20 protein-coding genes are annotated in these 20193 nt (G+C 28.1%); 6 read left to right on the plus strand and 14 right to left on the minus strand.

Going from position 1 to position 20193, the window contains the following annotated elements; all coding sequences use genetic code 11:
• Positions 1–10: 10 nt before the first annotated feature.
• A complete protein-coding gene (locus CM240_RS17035) occupies positions 11–979 on the minus strand; it encodes a radical SAM protein (RefSeq protein ID WP_051483903.1) in 969 nt (322 codons plus the stop codon).
• 147 nt (positions 980–1126) lie between these two features.
• Between CM240_RS17035 and CM240_RS15775 the strand changes: the two genes are divergently transcribed.
• From CM240_RS15775 to CM240_RS15785, 3 genes are all read left to right on the plus strand, one after another.
• On the plus strand, positions 1127–2863 hold the full coding sequence (locus CM240_RS15775) for an ABC transporter ATP-binding protein (protein ID WP_044040482.1): 1737 nt from the start codon (positions 1127–1129) through the stop codon (positions 2861–2863).
• Positions 2863–4644: an ABC transporter ATP-binding protein gene (locus tag CM240_RS15780; protein WP_044040483.1), complete on the plus strand. Its 1782-nt coding sequence runs from the start codon at positions 2863–2865 to the stop codon at positions 4642–4644. Before CM240_RS15775 ends, CM240_RS15780 begins: the two co-directional genes overlap by 1 nt.
• 235 nt (positions 4645–4879) lie before the next feature.
• The gene (locus CM240_RS15785; RefSeq protein WP_051483904.1) at positions 4880–5938 is read left to right on the plus strand and encodes a glycoside hydrolase family 5 protein; all 1059 of its coding nucleotides are present in this window, start codon (positions 4880–4882) and stop codon (positions 5936–5938) included.
• 73 nt (positions 5939–6011) lie between these two features.
• On the opposite strand, the gene CM240_RS15790 is transcribed toward CM240_RS15785, so the two are convergent.
• The 9 genes from CM240_RS15790 to CM240_RS15830 form a co-directional block, all read right to left on the minus strand.
• Positions 6012–6899, minus strand: a complete 888-nt coding sequence (locus CM240_RS15790) for a Cof-type HAD-IIB family hydrolase (protein ID WP_044040484.1) — start codon at positions 6897–6899, stop codon at positions 6012–6014.
• 103 nt (positions 6900–7002) lie between these two features.
• On the minus strand, positions 7003–7521 hold the full coding sequence (locus CM240_RS15795) for a DUF1836 domain-containing protein (protein WP_044040485.1): 519 nt from the start codon (positions 7519–7521) through the stop codon (positions 7003–7005).
• A gap of 21 nt (positions 7522–7542) precedes the next feature.
• Positions 7543–8388, minus strand: a complete 846-nt coding sequence (locus CM240_RS15800; protein ID WP_044040486.1) for a DegV family protein — start codon at positions 8386–8388, stop codon at positions 7543–7545.
• A 175-nt stretch (positions 8389–8563) separates the two neighbouring features.
• A complete protein-coding gene (locus CM240_RS15805) occupies positions 8564–9229 on the minus strand; it encodes a pseudouridine synthase (protein ID WP_044040488.1) in 666 nt (221 codons plus the stop codon).
• On the minus strand, positions 9216–9656 hold the full coding sequence (locus CM240_RS15810) for a MarR family winged helix-turn-helix transcriptional regulator (protein WP_044040490.1): 441 nt from the start codon (positions 9654–9656) through the stop codon (positions 9216–9218). The genes CM240_RS15805 and CM240_RS15810 overlap by 14 nt, the downstream gene beginning before the upstream one ends.
• Before the next feature lie 21 nt (positions 9657–9677).
• A complete protein-coding gene (locus tag CM240_RS15815) occupies positions 9678–10517 on the minus strand; it encodes a pentapeptide repeat-containing protein (protein ID WP_044040492.1) in 840 nt (279 codons plus the stop codon).
• A gap of 28 nt (positions 10518–10545) precedes the next feature.
• Positions 10546–11247 (minus strand): hypothetical protein, encoded by a 702-nt coding sequence (locus CM240_RS15820; RefSeq protein WP_044040493.1) that lies wholly within the window; start codon positions 11245–11247, stop codon positions 10546–10548.
• A 10-nt stretch (positions 11248–11257) separates the two neighbouring features.
• Positions 11258–12088 carry an ATP-binding cassette domain-containing protein gene (locus CM240_RS15825; protein WP_044040495.1) on the minus strand — a complete coding sequence of 277 codons (831 nt, stop codon included), beginning with the start codon at positions 12086–12088 and terminating at the stop codon, positions 11258–11260.
• A gap of 88 nt (positions 12089–12176) precedes the next feature.
• Entirely contained in the window at positions 12177–13127 is a 951-nt protein-coding gene (locus CM240_RS15830; RefSeq protein ID WP_044040496.1) for an NYN domain-containing protein, read from the minus strand.
• A gap of 312 nt (positions 13128–13439) precedes the next feature.
• On the opposite strand from CM240_RS15830, the gene CM240_RS15835 reads away from it, so the two are divergent.
• Positions 13440–14684 (plus strand): hypothetical protein, encoded by a 1245-nt coding sequence (locus tag CM240_RS15835; protein WP_044040764.1) that lies wholly within the window; start codon positions 13440–13442, stop codon positions 14682–14684.
• A 68-nt stretch (positions 14685–14752) separates the two neighbouring features.
• Here the strand turns inward: CM240_RS15835 and CM240_RS15840 are convergent, their stop codons facing one another.
• Positions 14753–15184, minus strand: a complete 432-nt coding sequence (locus CM240_RS15840; protein WP_044040498.1) for a flavodoxin — start codon at positions 15182–15184, stop codon at positions 14753–14755.
• Positions 15185–15425: 241 nt separating this feature from the next.
• Here CM240_RS15840 and CM240_RS15845 point away from each other — a divergent pair, with 241 nt between their 5' ends.
• Positions 15426–15791, plus strand: coding sequence for a metal-dependent transcriptional regulator (locus tag CM240_RS15845; protein ID WP_044040500.1), 366 nt, complete (start codon positions 15426–15428; stop codon positions 15789–15791).
• Between the two features lie 102 nt (positions 15792–15893).
• Here CM240_RS15845 and CM240_RS15850 read toward each other — a convergent pair whose 3' ends face one another.
• Positions 15894–16670: a ZIP family metal transporter gene (locus tag CM240_RS15850; RefSeq protein ID WP_044040502.1), complete on the minus strand. Its 777-nt coding sequence runs from the start codon at positions 16668–16670 to the stop codon at positions 15894–15896.
• Between the two features lie 193 nt (positions 16671–16863).
• Positions 16864–18120, minus strand: coding sequence for a peptidoglycan-binding protein (locus CM240_RS17040; protein WP_051483906.1), 1257 nt, complete (start codon positions 18118–18120; stop codon positions 16864–16866).
• 398 nt (positions 18121–18518) lie between these two features.
• Between CM240_RS17040 and CM240_RS15865 the strand changes: the two genes are divergently transcribed.
• The gene (locus CM240_RS15865) at positions 18519–19391 is read left to right on the plus strand and encodes a DegV family protein (protein ID WP_044040504.1); all 873 of its coding nucleotides are present in this window, start codon (positions 18519–18521) and stop codon (positions 19389–19391) included.
• Between the two features lie 189 nt (positions 19392–19580).
• Here the strand turns inward: CM240_RS15865 and CM240_RS15870 are convergent, their stop codons facing one another.
• A complete protein-coding gene (locus CM240_RS15870) occupies positions 19581–20183 on the minus strand; it encodes a DUF3793 family protein (RefSeq protein WP_044040505.1) in 603 nt (200 codons plus the stop codon).
• Between the last annotated feature and the right edge of the window lie 10 nt (positions 20184–20193).

Genomic DNA, 20193 nt, shown 5'->3' on the forward strand with positions numbered 1-20193 from the left:
CCTCTTTCGATTAATTGTAAATTCTATCGTAACAAGTATTAAGACATCCTTCGCATTTTTTATCTAAAGCATCTTGACAAAATTCTAAATAATGTTTATTAGACACTATTTTTTTAAGAGAGGTTTCTCTTATATTTCCTGATAATTCTTTATCCCCCCAACAAGCATGTACTCCACCTGTTATATCTATAGCACAACTCTTTAGTGGTGCATCACACCCATATAACGGTAATAATTTTTCTCCTTTAAAGAAATCTATAAATTTACGTAGGTAATTTTCATGACTAAAATCTATATCTTTACTCTTTACATAGGTAATGATTTTTTCTAATGCTTCTTGTACTTTACCCATATCTTCATCTGTTATCTTAAGACTTTCTACATACTTATTTTCTGGTCCAAACATAAAAGCATTGTATGGATTAATAGATATAGATTTTATATTAAGATCTTCTACTAAATACTTTATAAAATCTAATGTACTGCTATAATTTAGCTTATTTAATGTTATATTAACTTTTATACAGTTAATAGAATCATAGTTTTGAAGAATCTTTATTGCATTTACTGTTTTCTCAAAACTTCCTTTTCCTCTAATTTCATCATTCAACTCTTTATTACCTTCTAATGAAAATACGACATCATCAAGACCAGCTTCTACTAATTTTTTAGCTTCATCTTCGCCTATTAGTACTCCGTTTGTCATCATTACAATCTGTTTTACACCAATAGACTTCGAATATTTAATTATGTCATAAATATCTTTTTTAACCATCGGTTCCCCGCCAGATAACTCTAGCCTTTCTAATCCAAGTTCTCTCGCTTGGAAAATGAGATCCTTTATTTCTTCTGTAGTGATAGCATCTGCATTTTGAGTTCCCGTAGTATATTCGCACATTTTACACTTAAGATTGCAGAATGGTGTAACTAATAAGTTAATAGATTTTAAATCTACTTTAGGTTTTTTCTTAAATATCATTGGTTTCCCTCCTTTTTACAATACATATAATACCACTTATTGCATATCATTTCTATATTTTTATGTATTTTTTTATATATATTATATTTATTTTGTCACTTTTTTAGTATATTATATAAATATATATAATTTTTAGGAGAACTGTTTATGAAAAATTCAAAGTTTATATTAAATTATTTAAAACCTTTTAAAAAAAAATATATTTTTCTTTTATTTGTAGTAATTATAACTTCCTTGACTAATATGATTAATCCATTTCTATCTGGAAGATTTGTAGATGAACTAGCAGGCAATAAAAATTTATCTCTATTACTTACATTACCGGTTATTATGTTTTTAGTAGTTATAATAAAAGGTGCTTTAAACTACTTTTATCAAATGCAATTTGAAAAGATTTCTCAGAAAGTTTCATTAAATTTAAAATCAGATTTATATAAAAAACTTCTGGACCTAGATTTTTACTATTACAATACCACTAATACTGGTGAGACTATGACCTTAATGACTAATGACGTAGGTACAATAAAAGAATGTATCTCCTCAATGATTTATACAATATTATCAAATTTATCATTATTTGCTTTTGCTATAATTTCAATGGGGATAGTAAATTTACCATTAACACTGTTAATGTTTATGATTTGTCCATTTATACTATTTTTAACCTTCAAAATGAATACAAAACTTGCTAAACCGTTTTTTGAAATACGTGATTGTTATGCAAAACTAAATTCCGTTATTGAAGAAAATCTTAGTGGAAATAAAACTGTTCGTGCATTTCATCGTGGAGATTATGAAATAAAGAAATTTGATGTTGAAAATAAAAACTATAAAAATAAAAACTTAAAAATAGCATTTATAATAGCAAAATATATTTCCCTTATAGAAATGTTTTCTAATTTTCTTAGTTTAATATTACTTCTTTTCGGTGGAATATTTGTAATTAAAGGTCATATGACAATAGGAGATCTCACAATTTTTAGTAGCTTGATATGGGCCCTTAATACTCCTATAAATGTTATTCCTTCATCATTAAACAACATTCAAAGATTTATAACATCATACTCAAAGATAAGTGAAATTCTTAATTATAAATGTAAAATTAACAATATTGAAAATCCAATACCATTTTCCGGTATGCATGAATCTATAGTTTTTGATAATGTTTCTTTTAAATTTGGTGATACATATTTACTTAAAAACATATCTTTTAAAGCAAAAGCAGGAGAACAAATAGGGATAATAGGATCTACAGGATGTGGTAAAACTACATTAGCTAATTTGATATGCAGATTTTATGATCCTTCAGAAGGAAATATTTTTATAGATGGTAAAAATATAAAAGATTTTGATTTAAAATTGTTTCATAAATCCATAGGAATTTCAATGCAAAACCCTTTCCTATTCTCAGAAACAATAAAAACTAATATATGTTATGGGAATCCATCAGCTTCTGATAATGAAATTGAATCAGTAGCTAAAATAGCTCAAATTCATGATTTTATTGATAGCTTACCAGATAAATATGAAACAATAATAGGAGAAAAAGGGGTAGGTCTTTCTGGAGGTCAAAAACAACGTATTTCCTTAGCTAGAACTCTTTTGACCAAGCCTTCTGTTCTAATATTAGATGATACTACTTCCGCAATAGATGTTATGACAGAAAGTAAAATACAGAATGCTCTTAAGAAGAATGAGAATAGAACAACCTTTGTAATTTCTAATAGAATTTCTTCTGTACAAAACTCTGACATTATTTTAGTTTTATCACAAGGAAAAATAATCGAACAAGGTACCCATGATGAGCTAATAAATAATGGTGGATATTATTATGATACTTATGAACAACAAATGAATAATATTTTAGAAAAGGTGGGTGTGTAATGGCTAAAAATAAATACGATGTCGATGAAGTACTAACAAAAGAATTTCATAAAGGCCATCTAAAGCAATTATTAAAATATATACTTCCTTATAAAAAATCTCTTTTTATATCACTTTTTCTTATGCTACTTTGTAGCTTTATGGGACTAATTTGTCCTTATCTATCTAAGTTAGCAATAGATACAGCTATTCCAAATAAGGACATAAAATTCTTATTTATATTATCTGCAATTTTCTTATTTGCAATGATTATATTACGTTTTTGCATAAAGCATAGAGTGTTGTATATGGAGAATTTTGGACAAACTATATTAACTGATTTAAGGAAAGACTTATTTACTCATTTACAATCACTATCTCCAAATTACTATGATTCAAGACCTGATGGTAAAATTCTTATAAGAGTCGTTAACTATATAAACTCTTTAAGTAACCTACTAACTAATGGCTTAATAGATTTAATATGTGATATCGTTACTCTATTAATCTCTGTTGGATTTATGTTCTATCTAGATATAAGGTTAACAATTATAGCATTAATTAGTGTTCCACTTGTAATTACAATACTAACAATTATTAAAAAGTTTCAAAGACCTCTTACACAAACCCTTAATATTAAAGACTCTAATTTCGTTGCATTTATAACAGAACAAATAAATGGTTTGAAGGTAATAAAAGCTTTTGTCACTCAAAATAGAAATATAAATATCTTTAATAAATTATCTACTGACGTTGTTGATATATCATTAAAATCATCTAAATTAAACTTCTTAGTATGGCCATCAGTAGAAAATATTTCTGTATTTGTGGTATCTCTTATATATATTATTGATGTTATATATTTCGATTGCTCTATAAAACTTGGAGTTCTCTCCGCTTTTATAACTTATTTTTGGTGCTTTTGGTCACCAATTATGAATATAGGAAACTTCTATAACTCTTTAGTAATCGCTATGTCACAAATAGAAAGAATTTTTGAAGTTTTTGATGAAAAGCCATTAATATATGATACAGATGACTCTAAAGATATTGATATTAATGAAGGTAGTGTGGAATTCAGAAATGTTAATTTTTCTTACGATGAAGACACTTCTCTCATTAAAGATATGAACTTTTTCGTCAATCCTAATGAAACTATAGCTCTTGTAGGACCTACTGGTGCTGGAAAAACAACAATTGCAAACTTAATAAGTAGATTTTATGATGTACACTTAGGTGAAGTTTTACTTGATGGTGTTAATATTAAAGAATTTAAAATAGAATCGTTAAGAAAACAACTTGGTGTTATGCTTCAAGATACTACTATCTTTTCTGGTACCGTAATGGACAATATAAGATACGGAAAACTAGAAGCTAGCGATGAAGATATAATAAAAATCTGTAAACTTATGAATATTCATGATTTTATTCTAAGCCTTAAAGATGGATATAATACTGTAATCAATGAAGGAGCATCCGAACTTTCTCTAGGTCAAAAACAATTAATTTCTCTAGCGAGAACACTAATTGCAGATCCTAAAATACTAATATTAGATGAAGCAACTTCAAATATAGATACTAAAACTGAAACTCTACTTCAAAAAGGACTACAACCACTTTTAAAAAATCGTACAACTTTCATAATTGCTCACAGATTATCAACTATAAAAGAAGCATCTAAAATAATGTACATATCAAATGGTAGTATTTTAGAATTTGGTACTCATGAAGAGTTAATGAATAAACATGGTGCATATTATAATCTATATACTTCACAAAATATGAATTTACAGTATTCATAATTTACTAACTAAAAATGACACTGGAATATCTAAAAACGAGATAACTATGAAAAGCCTGTTGCAGAAACATAAACTTAAAAGTTTGTTTCGCTACAGGCTTTTATTAATCATTTATATTAACTTTTTAAAGCAAATTAAGAATTGTTTGCATATTACACAAAAACTTATCTCAATTAATATAATGTATTATTACCTTTTATAATCATAAGAAAAATATATAAGGAGCAAATACACTATGTCAAAAATTAAATCTTCAAAAGAAATAGTTGATAATATGGGTATAGGTTGGAATTTAGGAAATTCTTTAGACTCCTATAGTCCATGGATAACAAGTAATAATCCTCTTGATTATGAAGTATCTTGGGGTAATCCTGTAACTACTAAAGCTATGATAGACAAAGTCATAGAAGGTGGTTTTAAAACCATTCGAATTCCTGTAACTTGGGATACTCATATAGGCGAATCACCAGATTATAAAATCAATGATACTTGGATGAAGAGAGTTAAAGAAGTTATAAATTATGCTATATCAAATAATGTTTATGTTATATTAAATTTGCACCATGAAGATAATTGGCTAATTCCTTCTTTGGAAAAGGAAGCTGAAGTTACCGTTAAACTTAAGAAAATATGGATTCAAATTGCAAATGAATTTATAGATTATGATGATCATTTACTTTTCGAATCTTTCAATGAAGTAAGAGAAAAAGGATCACCTTTTGAATGGACAGGCGGTACTAAAGAAGGACGTGCTATCGCAAATAGATATAATGCTGCTGTTGTAAAAACAATTAGATCTACTGGTGGAAATAACAGTGAACGATCTATATTAATACCAACCTATGCTGCTTCTGGAGCATATGAGGCTATAAATGATCTTATTATACCAAACTCTAAAAATATTATCGTATCAATTCATGACTATTTCCCTTACAATTTTGCTATGAATTGCTCTGATGAATATGCAACAGATAAATGGGGATCAGATAATGATAAAAAGGAATTGATAGAAAGACTTAACTTATTCTATTATACTTTTGTTTTAAAAGGTATTCCTGTAATAATAGGTGAGTTTGGCTCTACTAATAAAAATAATCTATCTTATAGAGTAGAACATTCAAAATGCTTTGTCTCATATACAAAGAAAAGGCATATTGGTTGTATATGGTGGGATAATAATGCAAATTCTATTGGTGCTGAAAATTTTGGACTATTTGATAGGAGTAATCTTAATTGGTATCATCCTGAAATTCATAATGCACTAATCAATTCATACAACAACACTGATTTTTAATAAAAAAGTTTCTAAAAAAGCTGTTGAAATCCTAACTAAAAAAGCTAGCTTTTCAACAGCACTTACCTTCATATTAAACTTTTTTTAATATGCTTTCTAACTCATTATTTAAAACTGAATTTATCGCCTTTGCTACCCCTAAATTGTAGTTGGCATCTGTAATATATTTAGCAATTGCTTTTACTTCTGGTATAGCATTTTCCATTGCTACACTTTCTTTAAACATCTCAAACATAGAGTAATCATTAAAGCTATCACCTAAAACCATTACGTTATCATTTTCAAGACCCATTTCTTTTGTTACTTTCTCTAAAATACTACCTTTTGTAGCTTTTATATCAGTAACCTCAATATTATCATTGAAAGATGATGATATTTCTAATTCTCCTAGTTTGCCGATGTCATTCTTAACCTTTTTTATTAAATCTATATCACTATGGAAAGCAACAAATTTTCTAATCTCTATTTCTGAATTTAAAAAGCTTTCAACATCATCTACATATTTTAGTGTTGTAAAAAATCTTTCCTGTTTTGCCTTCTCTCTTGCTTCTTCCTCCGTAAGATCACTATTAAATGTCATCGTTCTATAAGTAACCTCTTGTAATGCCTCTTCCCTAGTAGATGTGGTAAAAACTCCTTCACTAGTGAAAATCCTTGCTGATATAGAGTTTTCTTTAAAAATATCAAGAATTTTCTTAGCTTTATCTTTTTCTATATTAATAACCTCTAGAATATTACCATCTTCATCTCTATATTCTGCACCATTAGAAAGAATACATTGACACTTTATATTATTTTCTTCTAATAAACATTTCACATTTTCATATTCTCTACCAGTAGATATAGCAAATATAATTCCAGCTTCTTCAGCTCTCTTAATAGCTTCGACGGTTTCCTTATCAATTTCATGATTATCATTTAGTAATGTTCCATCCATATCTGATGCTATAAGTCTTATCATTTGAATCACACTCCATTATCTATTACTTCCTTTAATTATAATCTATACAGTGTAATTACTAAATACTTTTTAGTATATATCATAAAATATTATACAGTTACTCTTATCTTTCTTCTCTTAGCATATATTGAACAAATATTTTATGACAAAATGACATTATCATAGAACGAAGTATTTCACTTTCATTACTTTTTACTTTAGCTGAACTAGCCGCTGAAAAATCCCTTGTAGTAAAAATTGATTTTAAACTCTCTTCTAATTCTGTACAAAAATAATCATAGCTAATTTCCAACCCATAACTATCTTTTTGCATTTCAAAAAGCCTACAAATTTCTTCTAAAGTAAATATTTGCTTCATTGTGCAAATTACTATTAAATATGCAACATGTTCTCTATCATATTTTTTATCAGTTGGTGGCAATATAATCTTTTTCTTAACATAACTATTTATCATCGTTGCCGTTAAAATCTTTTCTTCTGGATATTCAAATATAGTATCAAAAACATTCTCTATAAACTTAATTACCTGATCCCTATATAAAGGTATATTAGGTAATTCATTGTATCTTGGACAATGAAATTCTAAAATTTTTTTTACACTATCATCATAGTCAGCAATCATTCAATTCACCTACTATACTTTTTAAATATTAACCCTTTTTATAACTTGTATTGAAACAGCTCTTGGCCCGCCTTGTGCTACAAACACTGGCCCTAATATATTAACTTCTATATCTGCCTCTGGAATCCTTTTATCTATCAGATTTTTAGCATCTATGGCAAGGTCTTCTGCACAACCATGTGAAATATATATCTTATAACTACTATCTATACCTTCTTCTATTAATGCTGCACATATCTTATCTATAGCTTTTTTAAAAGTTCTCTGTGTTGAGAATTTTACTAATTTCTTAGAATCTTCAGCTAAAGTCATCACAGGCACTAACTTAAGTTTTTCTCCTATATTACCCACTAAAGAAGATACTCGTCCACCTCTTATTAAGTATTGAAAATCATTTGGTATAAGAAATGACTTTGTTTGTTTCATCATTAAGTTTATTGTACTTACTATCTCATCTTTACTCTTACCATCATTAGCTAATTTAATAGCTGTATCTACTAAATATCTTTCAGGGCCACAAAGGGTTTTTGAGTTAATAACTTCTATCCTTTCTGGATTTTCTACAATAGCTTTAGCAGAACAAGCTGTACTATAAGTACCAGATAATCCATCTGCCATTGTTATATTAATGATTTCATCATTAGGATATTTTTCATATATACTTACTACATCCCCTATTGCTGGTTGTGATGTTATTGGCAAGTGTCCTTTATTTATAATATTTATAAACTCTTCTGTTGTAATTTCTTCATTTTCTTTATATGTGGCATTATCTATAGTAACAGAAAGCGGTAAAATATCTACGCCTCTTTCTTTACCCTCTTCTATTGAATAAAGTGTCGATGAATCTGAAACTATTCTAATCATAATATATCCTCCAATATAAATTACTATTCTAATTAATCTATTTTTTCATTCCAATATACATAGTTATCAAAACTACATGTATTAGAATATCACTCTAAAATGCTTTTGTCAATAAAAATAGGACTATCGCCTACAAATTTTCATTTGTTATTGCGACAGCCCTATGCAACATTATTCAATATAATTCTTTTTCGTTAAAATATCTCCACTTTCCAATTTCTAAATCATTAAGATATAGATTTAATATCCTTATTCTTTTAAGAATAACTACTTTATATCCTAAAGTCTTGCACATCCTTCTGATCTGCCTATTTAACCCTTGAGTCAAAGTAATTTTAAATGTATCATCACTTACTCTTTCCATTTTACATGGCCTAGTTTTTACTCCTAAAATTTCTACCCCTGTTGCCATATTATTCAAGAATTCTTCATCATAACTTTTATCAACTGTAACTACATATTCCTTCTCATGCATATTTTCCGATTCTAATATTTTATTTGCCATTTCTCCATCATTGGTCAATATTATAAGTCCTTCAGATTCTTTGTCTAATCTTCCAACAGGAAATATATACTCTGGATAATTAATATAGTCTATTATATTATTTTCTACATGAGAAGCAGCAGTACATACTACTCCTACTGGCTTATTAAAAGCTATATAGACTTTCTTTTTCGGCAATAGTTTTTCATTATCAAGAAGAATATCATCACTTTCCTCTACCCATTGCCCCTGTATGCACTTACTACCATTTACTATTATTCTTCCTTCTTCGATTAATTTTCTAGCTTCTTTCCTAGAACATATACCATAATTACTTAATAATTTATTTATCCTCATCTTTTGTCCTTTTACAACTATTATTTATTTTTCCTAAAAGACTAAGCAATTGCTCTCTTTCTTCATTAGTATCTAATGATATTAAAATTTTTTTTAAACACTGATTTTCAAATTCTTCATGTTCTTTCTGAACTTTTACTCCTTCTTTAGTCAACTTAAGTTTATATGATCTTCTATCTCTAACACTTATATCTCTTACTATTATATTTTTTCTTTCCAATCTATCTATTATGCTTGTTAGTGTACTTTTAGGAACTTTTAGAGCATCGATAATATCCTTTATTATTACATCATCATTCTCACTTACTATTCTTATTATTGATATCTCACTAGTACTAAATTGTTTAAGTAATGAATATCTTTCTTCAATTTCGCTAAATTTAGCATTACTCATTATACTATGCCAAAGCTTATTTAATTCTTTCATTTGTCAATATCTCTTATTGCATTACCAAGAGCTTGGCTTCTTAATTCCTTTGGGTAATCTTGTCTTTGTATCTCCTTTTGCACTATTCACTTGTCCTTGCGTAAGATATATTGTTTTCTCTAAATTTGCTCCATTTAAATCTGCATCTCTAAAATCTGCTCCTAAAACATCTACATATGATAAATCACTTTCTCTAAGATCTGCTGCAATAAGTAAGGCTCCACTTAAATCTTCACCTACTAAATTTTTATTTCTAAGATTAACTCCCATTAAGTCCAACCTTCCTGCTATCATTTTACTTCTTTTCACTTTACTATTGCTACCTCTATAATTCCTTTTTCTTAACCCTTCACTAGTAATATGTAAAAGCGGATTTACCTTTTTTCTATATTCATTTATATCTATATTTAGAAGTGATGTGCCATCCATATTAGTACGTAATATTATTTCCAATATTTCAGTTTCGATGTTATTTCTCATAGTTTCATCTTTATTTATCCTATACGCTTCTTTTAAGTACCATAACATCTCATATAATTGCCTCATTACAACAAAAACATCAAAAATCTCTTTTCTCTTATTAGGATTATTCCTCCAATTTTCTCTCTTATATGTACTTTCAGCTACCTTTTGCCCTGCACCAAAACAATCATAAGCGATACATCCCTTAAGGCCTTTCTTCTTAAGATCTTTATGAACTTTACATCTAAAATCATTATTTAGATTCACACATGGCTTACCAACCTCTTTATCTGTTGGAAATCCTTCTGATTTTGAAAAATAGAGAGCAACACAACAAAGTCCAAAGCATTTATCACAGTCTATTGATAAGATTTTATCTAAATCAAACTTTTTAATCATATTATTTATCCCCTATTATTTCATACTTTTAGTATAGTCTCTTTTTCATAATAGTAACTAAAAGAGCAGCCTCAAAAACAGTGTAAACTGCCATTGTTATTATAGGCACTAACAATCTTATTAATGAAAAATGATGTAAGTGAAGAAATATTTCAGTAAACATATTTATAGGTGGCAAAATCCATATAATAAACTTCGATAATACTACTTCTTTTACTATTTGTTCTTTAAAAATAGATACAATAATTAGTAAAAAAATCAATAATCGTGATGTTTTTGTATTACTAATTATTCTTGGTTGAAAAAACATACCAAAAACAACACCAATATTTGAAAATACTATATGAATTATTAATATTGAAACTATATCAACTATTGTTAGGGGATATAAGAAACCACCACAAGTTATCCCGATAATGGTAGAAAATAAAGATAATAATACACCAAAAAACTGTAACATCAATATCTTTGATAATAAATACTGAGTATAATTTTTTGACTTAAGAATCAATATCTCTTCAGATGTATTTTGCTCGGCATCAAAATATGTATATCCCATCCACGCCATTACAAAAAATAGTAAACATGCTGAGAATATAAAGGTTCCTGTAATATCAATAGGTCTTAATGTATACGTAACAACCATATTTATAATTAAAATGAAAATAGGAAGTATGTATTTATGTGATTTTAAATATATTCTCCAATTATATTTAATTAAAGCTACCATATCCAACCTCCTATTCTTCATAATATTTTAATACATATCCATGATTTATTATTTCTTTTAAAAATTCATTGCTAATATCAGACCTTACTCTTATTGTCATTTTTCCTTCTTCTTCATTAAAACTAATTACTTTTTCACTATTCTCATCTAAAAAGCTCTTTAGTCCAATATCATTAACAAATACCATAGTAGAAACATTTATATCTTCAAGATCATCTTTTGATACTTCATTAATAGATTTATTATCTATTTCTAATATACGATTCGATAATTCTTTAATTAACAAAATTTCATGACAAGCCATTAAAACTGTGACACCATTTCTTATTAATAACTTTACCATTTTAATAAAATTTCTTTGTGATGCAATATCTTGACCTGAAAGTGGCTCGTCCAAAAGCAGTACATCAGGCTTTGTCAGTAATGCTTGAAGTGCAGAAACTTTTTGTATTGTCCCTTTTGATAAAAATTTAATAGGTGTATCCATAATATCCTCTAAAAAAAATTCTTCTATTAAATATCCAAGTTTCTCTTTTAAATCTTTTTTATTAATTCCTTCTATATCAGCTATTAAACTTATATATTCCCTTGCTGTAATATTAAGCTTTGTAAAATTTTCTGGTACAAAATTAAATTTCAATTTTCTGCTATAGGTTATATTTCCTTCTTCTATTTTTGTTAACCCTGAAATTACTCGTAAAAAAGTACTCTTCCCTTTACCATTTTTACCAACTATAGCTATACTCTCACCTTTGTTAATATTTAAGTTAACCTTAGAAAATATTATATCTTTATCATACTTTTTAGTGACGTTTTCTAATACAATTATTGTTTCTTTCATTTCATCACCTTTTTTATTAATTCATTTTTAAAATTTTCACAATCAATAATTTTAATTTCCTCCTTTATAATTTATTTCATAACAACAGCTATTTTATTTTTATCCTATTACCACTAACTACTATCCTATCAAAACTATTTAAAAACTTTGAAAATTGATTATATCCTTGTTCTTTAAAACTAAAGTTTGGATATTTTTTCTTTATTTCTTCATGAATAATACTCATGTTTTTAATTTCTTTATTATTTTTCTGAACAACCTCTATTATAAATTTCTCCATATCCTTTCTATTGATTTTCTTTTCTTTTTCAGATACATAAAATCTCTTAGTATCCTTTTGCAAAATTAGTCCATCAATATTCTCAATGAAAGTTGATAATTTATTATATCCATAATATCTAACATCAAATTCTGAGAACTTCTCATTAAGTTTTCTCCCTAATGTCCCTAAATCAGTCTTCCCACCGGTCTCACTATTACTATGTATTACCTTTACTATAAAGCTCTTTATAACAGAAATATCTGTTACCTCTTCTTTTGATACTTTATCATTATTACTATTTTCTTCATCAACATTAGTTATAGCACTTTCTACTTCTTTTTCGTCATCAGCTTGTAATAAATCTAGGTACTTAAACTGATTACATGATCTAACAAAAGGCTTAGGAGTTTTACTTTCTCCCATTCCAATAACAAACTTTCCCTCTTCTCTTAATCTCATAGACAATCTTGTAAAATCACTATCACTAGTAACTAAACAAAATATATCAATGTCTTTTGTATACAAAATATCCATAGCATCAATAATCATACTTGAATCTGTAGCATTTTTTCCTGTTGTATAACTATATTGTTGTATTGGATTTAAAGAATACTGTAGTATACTTTCTTTCCACCCATTATTCCTTGACCAATCCCCATATATTCTTTTGTAATTAGCTACACCATACTCTTCCAAATCATCAAATATGGTTTTAACATAATTGTACGATATATTATCCGAGTCAATTAATACCGCTATCTTTCTTTTATCATCCATAATAATCCCTCACCATTTTTCGCAAAATTTTATCTATTAATATAACCTCATATTTATAATAACGCATTATAATTCAAATTCTTTATGGTATTTATTTAAAATTAATCTATCTCTTAAATACTCCCTAATATATTACCCATATATTCTAGTCTTATTATTAAGTATATAATAAAAGTGTTAAAAAAATTGGAGAAAAATATCATAATTAATTACTTAACTATAGAAATATCTTTACTATAGGAATTTTGCATATTGAAGTAAAATATCGCTAATACTAGAAAAGATATTTTGAAAGGACGTGATTAAATGACTATGAATCCATTTTTAGAAAATGCTACTTCTGTAGATTCTCACTTTAAGGATTGGAAAAATATCTATGCAAAGGCATACAATAAAAATGATGTAGATCCATATACAAAAACAAGGATAATTCTTGTTAATGGAGCAGAGTTTGAATCTAATTGGTTTTCTCACCAATTTTCAAGGCACTGCACTAACAATGAATTAAGAAGAGAACTATCTCTTTCTAGAAGATTAGATAAACAACAACAAATGCTAATAGGATCTCTTCGTCCTAAAGATGAAACCATCTTAGAAACCACTATAAGCTACGAACAATTAGCAGTAGATTTAACAGCTAGACTAGCAAAACGTGAACCGAACAAAGCTGTTAAAGATGCTCTTGATTTTGCCTTATTAGAAGATTTTGATCATCTATATAGATATTCTGATTTGCTTTATATGGAATCTGGAGTAAAAGCAGAAAACTTAGTTGGTCATTATACTGAAATAATGCCTGGTAGACCAACTATTTCAGAGCATAGATGTCCAAAAGATAATATTAGAAATTTTGTTGATTTTAAAACTGCCGATCTAATTACTAAATTAGATATATCAATAATAACTGCTGCAGAACAGCAAACTATGAATTATTATATGAATATAGCGGGATTTTACTCAAGTGATATAGGAAGAAGCCTCTATGAAGAAATAGGTTTAGTAGAAGAAGAACATGTATCTCATTATGGAAGTCTTTTAGATCCTAATTGTACATGGCTTGAAAGCTTGTTAATGCATAAGTATACAGAAGCATATCTATATTATTCTTGCTATAATGATGAAGTTGATCCTTATATAAAAGAAATATGGGAGCAATTATTTACCGAGGAAGTATCAATGCTTCATCATGCTGCTGACCTTTTAAAGAAATATGAAAATAAAGAATGGCAACAAGTTATTCCAGATGGAACTTTCCCTGAATTATTAACTTTAGGAGAAAATATTGCATATGTACGAGATATATTAAAAAATACAGTAGATAATACAACGATAAAAGATGATTATGTCAATGTAAAAACATTAGATATCGACTCCTCATTCTACAAATTCCAAAGCAAGGTTAATAGTAATATTGAAAATGTACCAAGTCATAAAGTTATTGAGGATTATATTGCAAAATACAATGAAGATTATAGATTCGAAACTGCTGAAAATCCTATTGAAGAGCTTAGAAATAGGAAATCAGACAATACTACTGTAGGCAGAGTCACAAAATAACTTTTCTACATATTTATCTTATTAAATAAATAAAAAAAGAATGACCTTCTCAAAGTCATTCTTTTATCTTAAATTAATGCTAACTGTTTGCCAAGATTTCTGCATTCTTCTAAAACACTTTCATCTGGCATCTCTTGACATATCAAACCTTCTCCATCTAATACTTTCGCCCCTGCTGCAGTCATTCTATCTTCCCAGTCACGCATCCATTGTCCTTCTCCCCATCCGTAAGATCCAAATAAGGCTATTGTCTTTCCACTTGAAATTTTTTCTACTTTTTCAACAAATGGTTCCATTTCACACTCTTCTAATTCATCTACTCCCATTGCAGGACATCCAAGTGCAAAAGCTTGTACATCATTTAAATCTTCTGGTGATATCTCCGAAATGTTTAAAACTTCAACTTTTTTTCCCTCTGAAACAACACCTTCACCAATAGCATTTGCCATACTTTCTGTATTACCTGTTTGTGACCAAAACGCTATAACTATTTTACTCATAATTTTTCCCTCCTAGGATTTTACTTATTAACTTTTATCTATTAAAATACCCTCATATAGTTTTCATTGGTTAGTTATATCTAACTTAAGTATATTATAACTAACTTTCTTTTCTAAATCAACATCCTTTATAACATTTCTGTATAAACACATCATTTGATGTTATTTTTAAGATATGATATACTTACTGAAGTTTAAATCAACTAACTTTTAACTATATTGAAACTGAGGTGATATATCCATGAAATTGAATGAATCTGCTGAAAACTATTTAGAAACTATATTAATACTAAGCAAATCTCTTCCCGTTGTTAGATCTATTGATATTTCTGAAAAACTTGGTTATAAAAAATCTAGTGTCAGTGTAGCTATGAAAAATTTACGCCACAAAAATTATATTACCGTTACTAAAGAAGGCTATATCTATCTTACAGAATCAGGTATAGAAATAGCAGAAATGATTTATGAAAGACATGAACTTATTTCTTCTTGGCTAGAAAAGCTTGGTGTCGATAAAAAAATTGCATCAAAAGATGCTTGTAGAATTGAACATGTTATAAGCAAAGAAAGTTTTGAAGCAATAAAAAAGTACTTAAAAGAACGATAAATAAAAATACCATCAATATTGATGGTATTTTTATTTAATTATATGCTAAATTTTATACACGCTTATTAAAAATATATTCTAATTTAATTATTATATATTCTATCAACCAAGAGCTACATCCAATACCATCATTATTGCAAATCCAATTGCAAATCCAATAGTACATATATCAGTCTTGTTATCCTTTGAAGCTTCTGGAAGCAATTCTTCTACCACTACATAAATCATAGCCCCTGCTGCAAATGATAAAAAATAAGGTAACGCTATAGACATAACTCCTATTAATGCTAATGTAATTCCAGCTGCTATTGGTTCTACAATACCAGACATCATTCCATATAAAAAGGACTTTTTCTTACTATTTCCTTCACTTCTAAATGGTAATGATATTATCGCCCCTTCAGGGAAATTCTGAATTGCTATACCAATGGCCAATGCATATGCTGTCATTATATTGATATCTCCAGTTTGTGATAATAATCCTGCAAACACAACTCCAATAGCCATTCCTTCTGGTATATTATGAAGAGTAACTGCTAACATAAGCATCGCTGTATTACTAAGCTTAGTTTTAGGTCCCTCTAGAGATTTTCTATCTAAGTGAAGATGTGGAATTATTTTATCAAGAAGAAATAGAAATGCTATTCCTAAAAGGAATCCAACTACAGCCGGCATAAAAGCAAGTTTTCCCATGTCTTCTGACATTTCAATAGATGGTATTAACAAAGACCATACTGATGCTGCCACCATAACTCCTGATGCAAAACCTAATAATGCCCTTTGTAACCACTCCTTCATTTCATTTTTTATTAAAAATACACAAGCTGCTCCTAAAGTAGTTCCTAAGAATGGAATCAGTAATCCTATTATTACTTTCATGATCTCAACCTCCTATCATCCATTGTTTATCATGAGTTAGCATTAGCTAACTACATTATATACCAAATAGCACCACTTTTCCAACAAGAATATGAAAAATCCCTGAACTAAAATAATTCAAGGATTTTTCATTAAATATAGTTAATAATAGATATTTATATTTTTTTCTTGTACTAACTCTTTTTAATTATAGTTACTTATTTCTATTATAGTCTCCGTAAATAAACATATCACATTCTTCATTTCGTCTATTTAATAACCCTTGAAGTTCTTTTCCACCAGCATAACGCCATTTTTGAAATTCTGATCTTAATGTTTCCCCTCTAACGCCATTACAGACTTTTTTATATAAATTCGAAGTATCTAAAAGAGCTGATAACCCTAAATTGTATGCAAAACTACATAATGAATCAAATTCTTTTTGAGCTAATGAAACATTTTTTGATTTCAAATCCTTATTAATAGTTTTAGCTCTAACATTTATATCTTCCATAAGGGCTTGAGTAGCTTCTGCTTTTGTAACAGATGACTTATTTATTATCCATCCACTAGTACTTCCGTATCCTATAGTTTTAACTCCAGCACTATCATAATAAGGTGTAGAACTAAACCCTTCATAAGCCTTAACAAACTCTACAAGAGCGTTAGATACATATCCATTACTAGCTACTTGACTACTTGCATTTGAATTAGAATTAGATTTTCCTAAAGCATTCCATGTTGCATCCCCCACCATTCCATCTGCTGTGAGACCGTTCATTGATTGAAAATTAATTACAGCATTATAAGTTAATTCACCAGCTATCCCATCAACAGTTAAATCATAATCCCTACTATTTAATGCTTGTTGAACTTTCTTTATATCAGTTTTTAATGCAGACCATGTTCCATCTCCTACAATGCCATCATCTTCTAATCCTTTCATTGTTTGATATTTCCTTACTGCTTTCTCAGTATCATCACCAAAATTTCCATCAATAGCTCCTGGATTACAACACATTATCTTTAAACCATATTGTAGGTATTTAACATAAGTACCACTTGATCCAACCTTTAACACTGAAGTCCCTTCACTTCTTGTTGTAGTTTTATTTAGTGCTGCCCACGTAGCACTTCCAGCCATTCCATCAGCTGTAAGACCATTATTAGATTGAAATGATAAAACTGTATTATATGTTTCTGAACCTGCAATACCATCAACAGTTATAGTATATCCTTTATCCTTTAATGCTTGCTGTATTTTTTCAATATCAGATTTTAAAGCCTTCCATGTCCCATCTCCTACTTTGCCATCACTATCTAACCCTTTCATTGTTTGATATTTCCTTACTGCTTTCTCAGTATCATCACCAAAATTTCCATCAATAGTTCCCGGATTACAACACATAATTTTTATTCCATATTGTAGATAAGTAACATTCTTACCACTTGATCCATTCTTTAATAACATAAAAACCTCTCCCTTTTTAAATATCTTTTGATTAGCTAATCATTAAATAAAAAAGGAAAAAATACTTTCTTTGTAAACTATATCTTAAAAAATTATTTTTTACTATTTTGTCATTTGTAACTTACTTTATATACTTTTAAGAAGGTGTTAACCATAAATAATATAAAAAATTATATTACTGAAGGGTTAGAATTATTAGAAATTTGTGCGACATTAGGATTGCCTTTACCTAAAAAATTGCTAGAATCATTAAAGGAATTCCAAGAAAAAGAGTGATTTTTATATCACCCTATAATCAACTTTTAACATTTTATGAACTTTTAATTGAAATTTAATTCTTTATACCATATAATTTCAATATAAATTAAAAGACATTAAATTAAATATGAGGTGTTAATATGGAAGGGACCTATGTGATTTTTACTGATGTTTCATCAGATATTGAAGCAACATTTGTAAAAGAAAATGATGTTCATTTTATCCCAATGAAATATATGATAGATTCTGAAGACAAGTTATATACAGGAATGTACGATGAAAACGTTCTTAAAGATTTTTATTCAGCTCAAAAAAATGGTGCTGTGACAAAGACAACTCAAATCGCACCCCAGATATATAGTGATATTTGGGAACCAATAGTTAAAGAGGGTAACTCTATAATTTACATTTCTTTATCTAGTGGACTATCAAGTACTTATCAGTCCTCTGTACTTGCTGCTAATGAATTAATGGAAAAATATCCTGACATAAAAATAATTCCTATAGATTCATTAGCTGGAACAGGTGGAATGAGCCTTTTAGTTGAACTAGCTATAGAAAATAAAAAGAATGGAATGACCATCGAAGATAATGCAGCATATCTAAATAATCGTAAACATCATATATGCCATTGGTTTATGGTAGAAGATTTAATGTACTTAAAGCGTGGTGGTCGCGTATCAACAACAACTGCTCTAATTGGTACAACCCTTAATATCAAACCAATATTAAAGATAAATGACGAAGGTAAATTAGTTCCTATTGCTAAAAAAAGAGGAATAAAAGCAGCATTAAAAGAACTTCTTAACTTATATGAAATAGCTAGTGAAGGTGGAGAGGAAAGAATTTATATAACTCACGCCGATTGTATTGATAATGCAAAGAAGCTTGAAAAAGCAATTCTAGAAAAAAATCCTAAATGTAAAATAACTATACTTATGCTAAATCCTGTTATCGGATCCCATACAGGTCCAGGTATGATAGCAATTCTTCATTTTGGAAAGAAAATATAATCTTCTATTGTAAAACTTATTTCTTATGCTAAAAGCAAATAGTGATATACAAATGGACTAGCTATTACAAATTTGCTATCACAGATATATATAAATTAAGGGTTAAAACATAATATCTATTTAAAGTATTATGTTTTAACCCTATTTTAGGTTTATAGATTTTATCCCATAATATATAATTAACTTTGTCTATAAACTAACATCAATACTACATTTTTCTACTATACTACAAATAGCATTATTTCTTGCATCATCAAATCTTCTAAACATCTTTTTAGCCTCTTCTTTGTTGCTATAAACCTTCCAATATCCACATAATAAACATTTCTTCTTTGGATTATCTATAAAACTTTTCACATCATTAATAGGATATCCTAAAAATATACCTAGTTCATGGGGGCAATTACATTCAGCATATCTTTCTTGTAATTCTGCCAAAACATCTTCGATATTATTTGTATTATGATAACCTATCATTTTTAAAAATCTGTTGTTTTCGGGGTTAACTAAACATTTCTTCAATTGATAATAATCATAAATCAATAATATGAAGTTTTCTTTATCCTCTTTTAATACAATGTGACATAAGTTCATTTTATCAATACATTGTTTTCCATGGGTATTCCATAAATAAAATGTCCCTTTTGCATCCTTCTTCTTTACCGTTAACGTTATAGATGGCTTTAATTTTGCATTTATCAATGATACATTATAACTTATAAAAGTTTCAATATATTGTCGCCCTTCCAATCTTCCTAATAAATTATAAAAATCACATAAATTATTTACCATCGCTCTACTT

Source organism: Clostridium bornimense (assembly GCF_000577895.1).
GTDB lineage: Bacteria > Bacillota > Clostridia > Clostridiales > Clostridiaceae > Clostridium_AN > Clostridium_AN bornimense.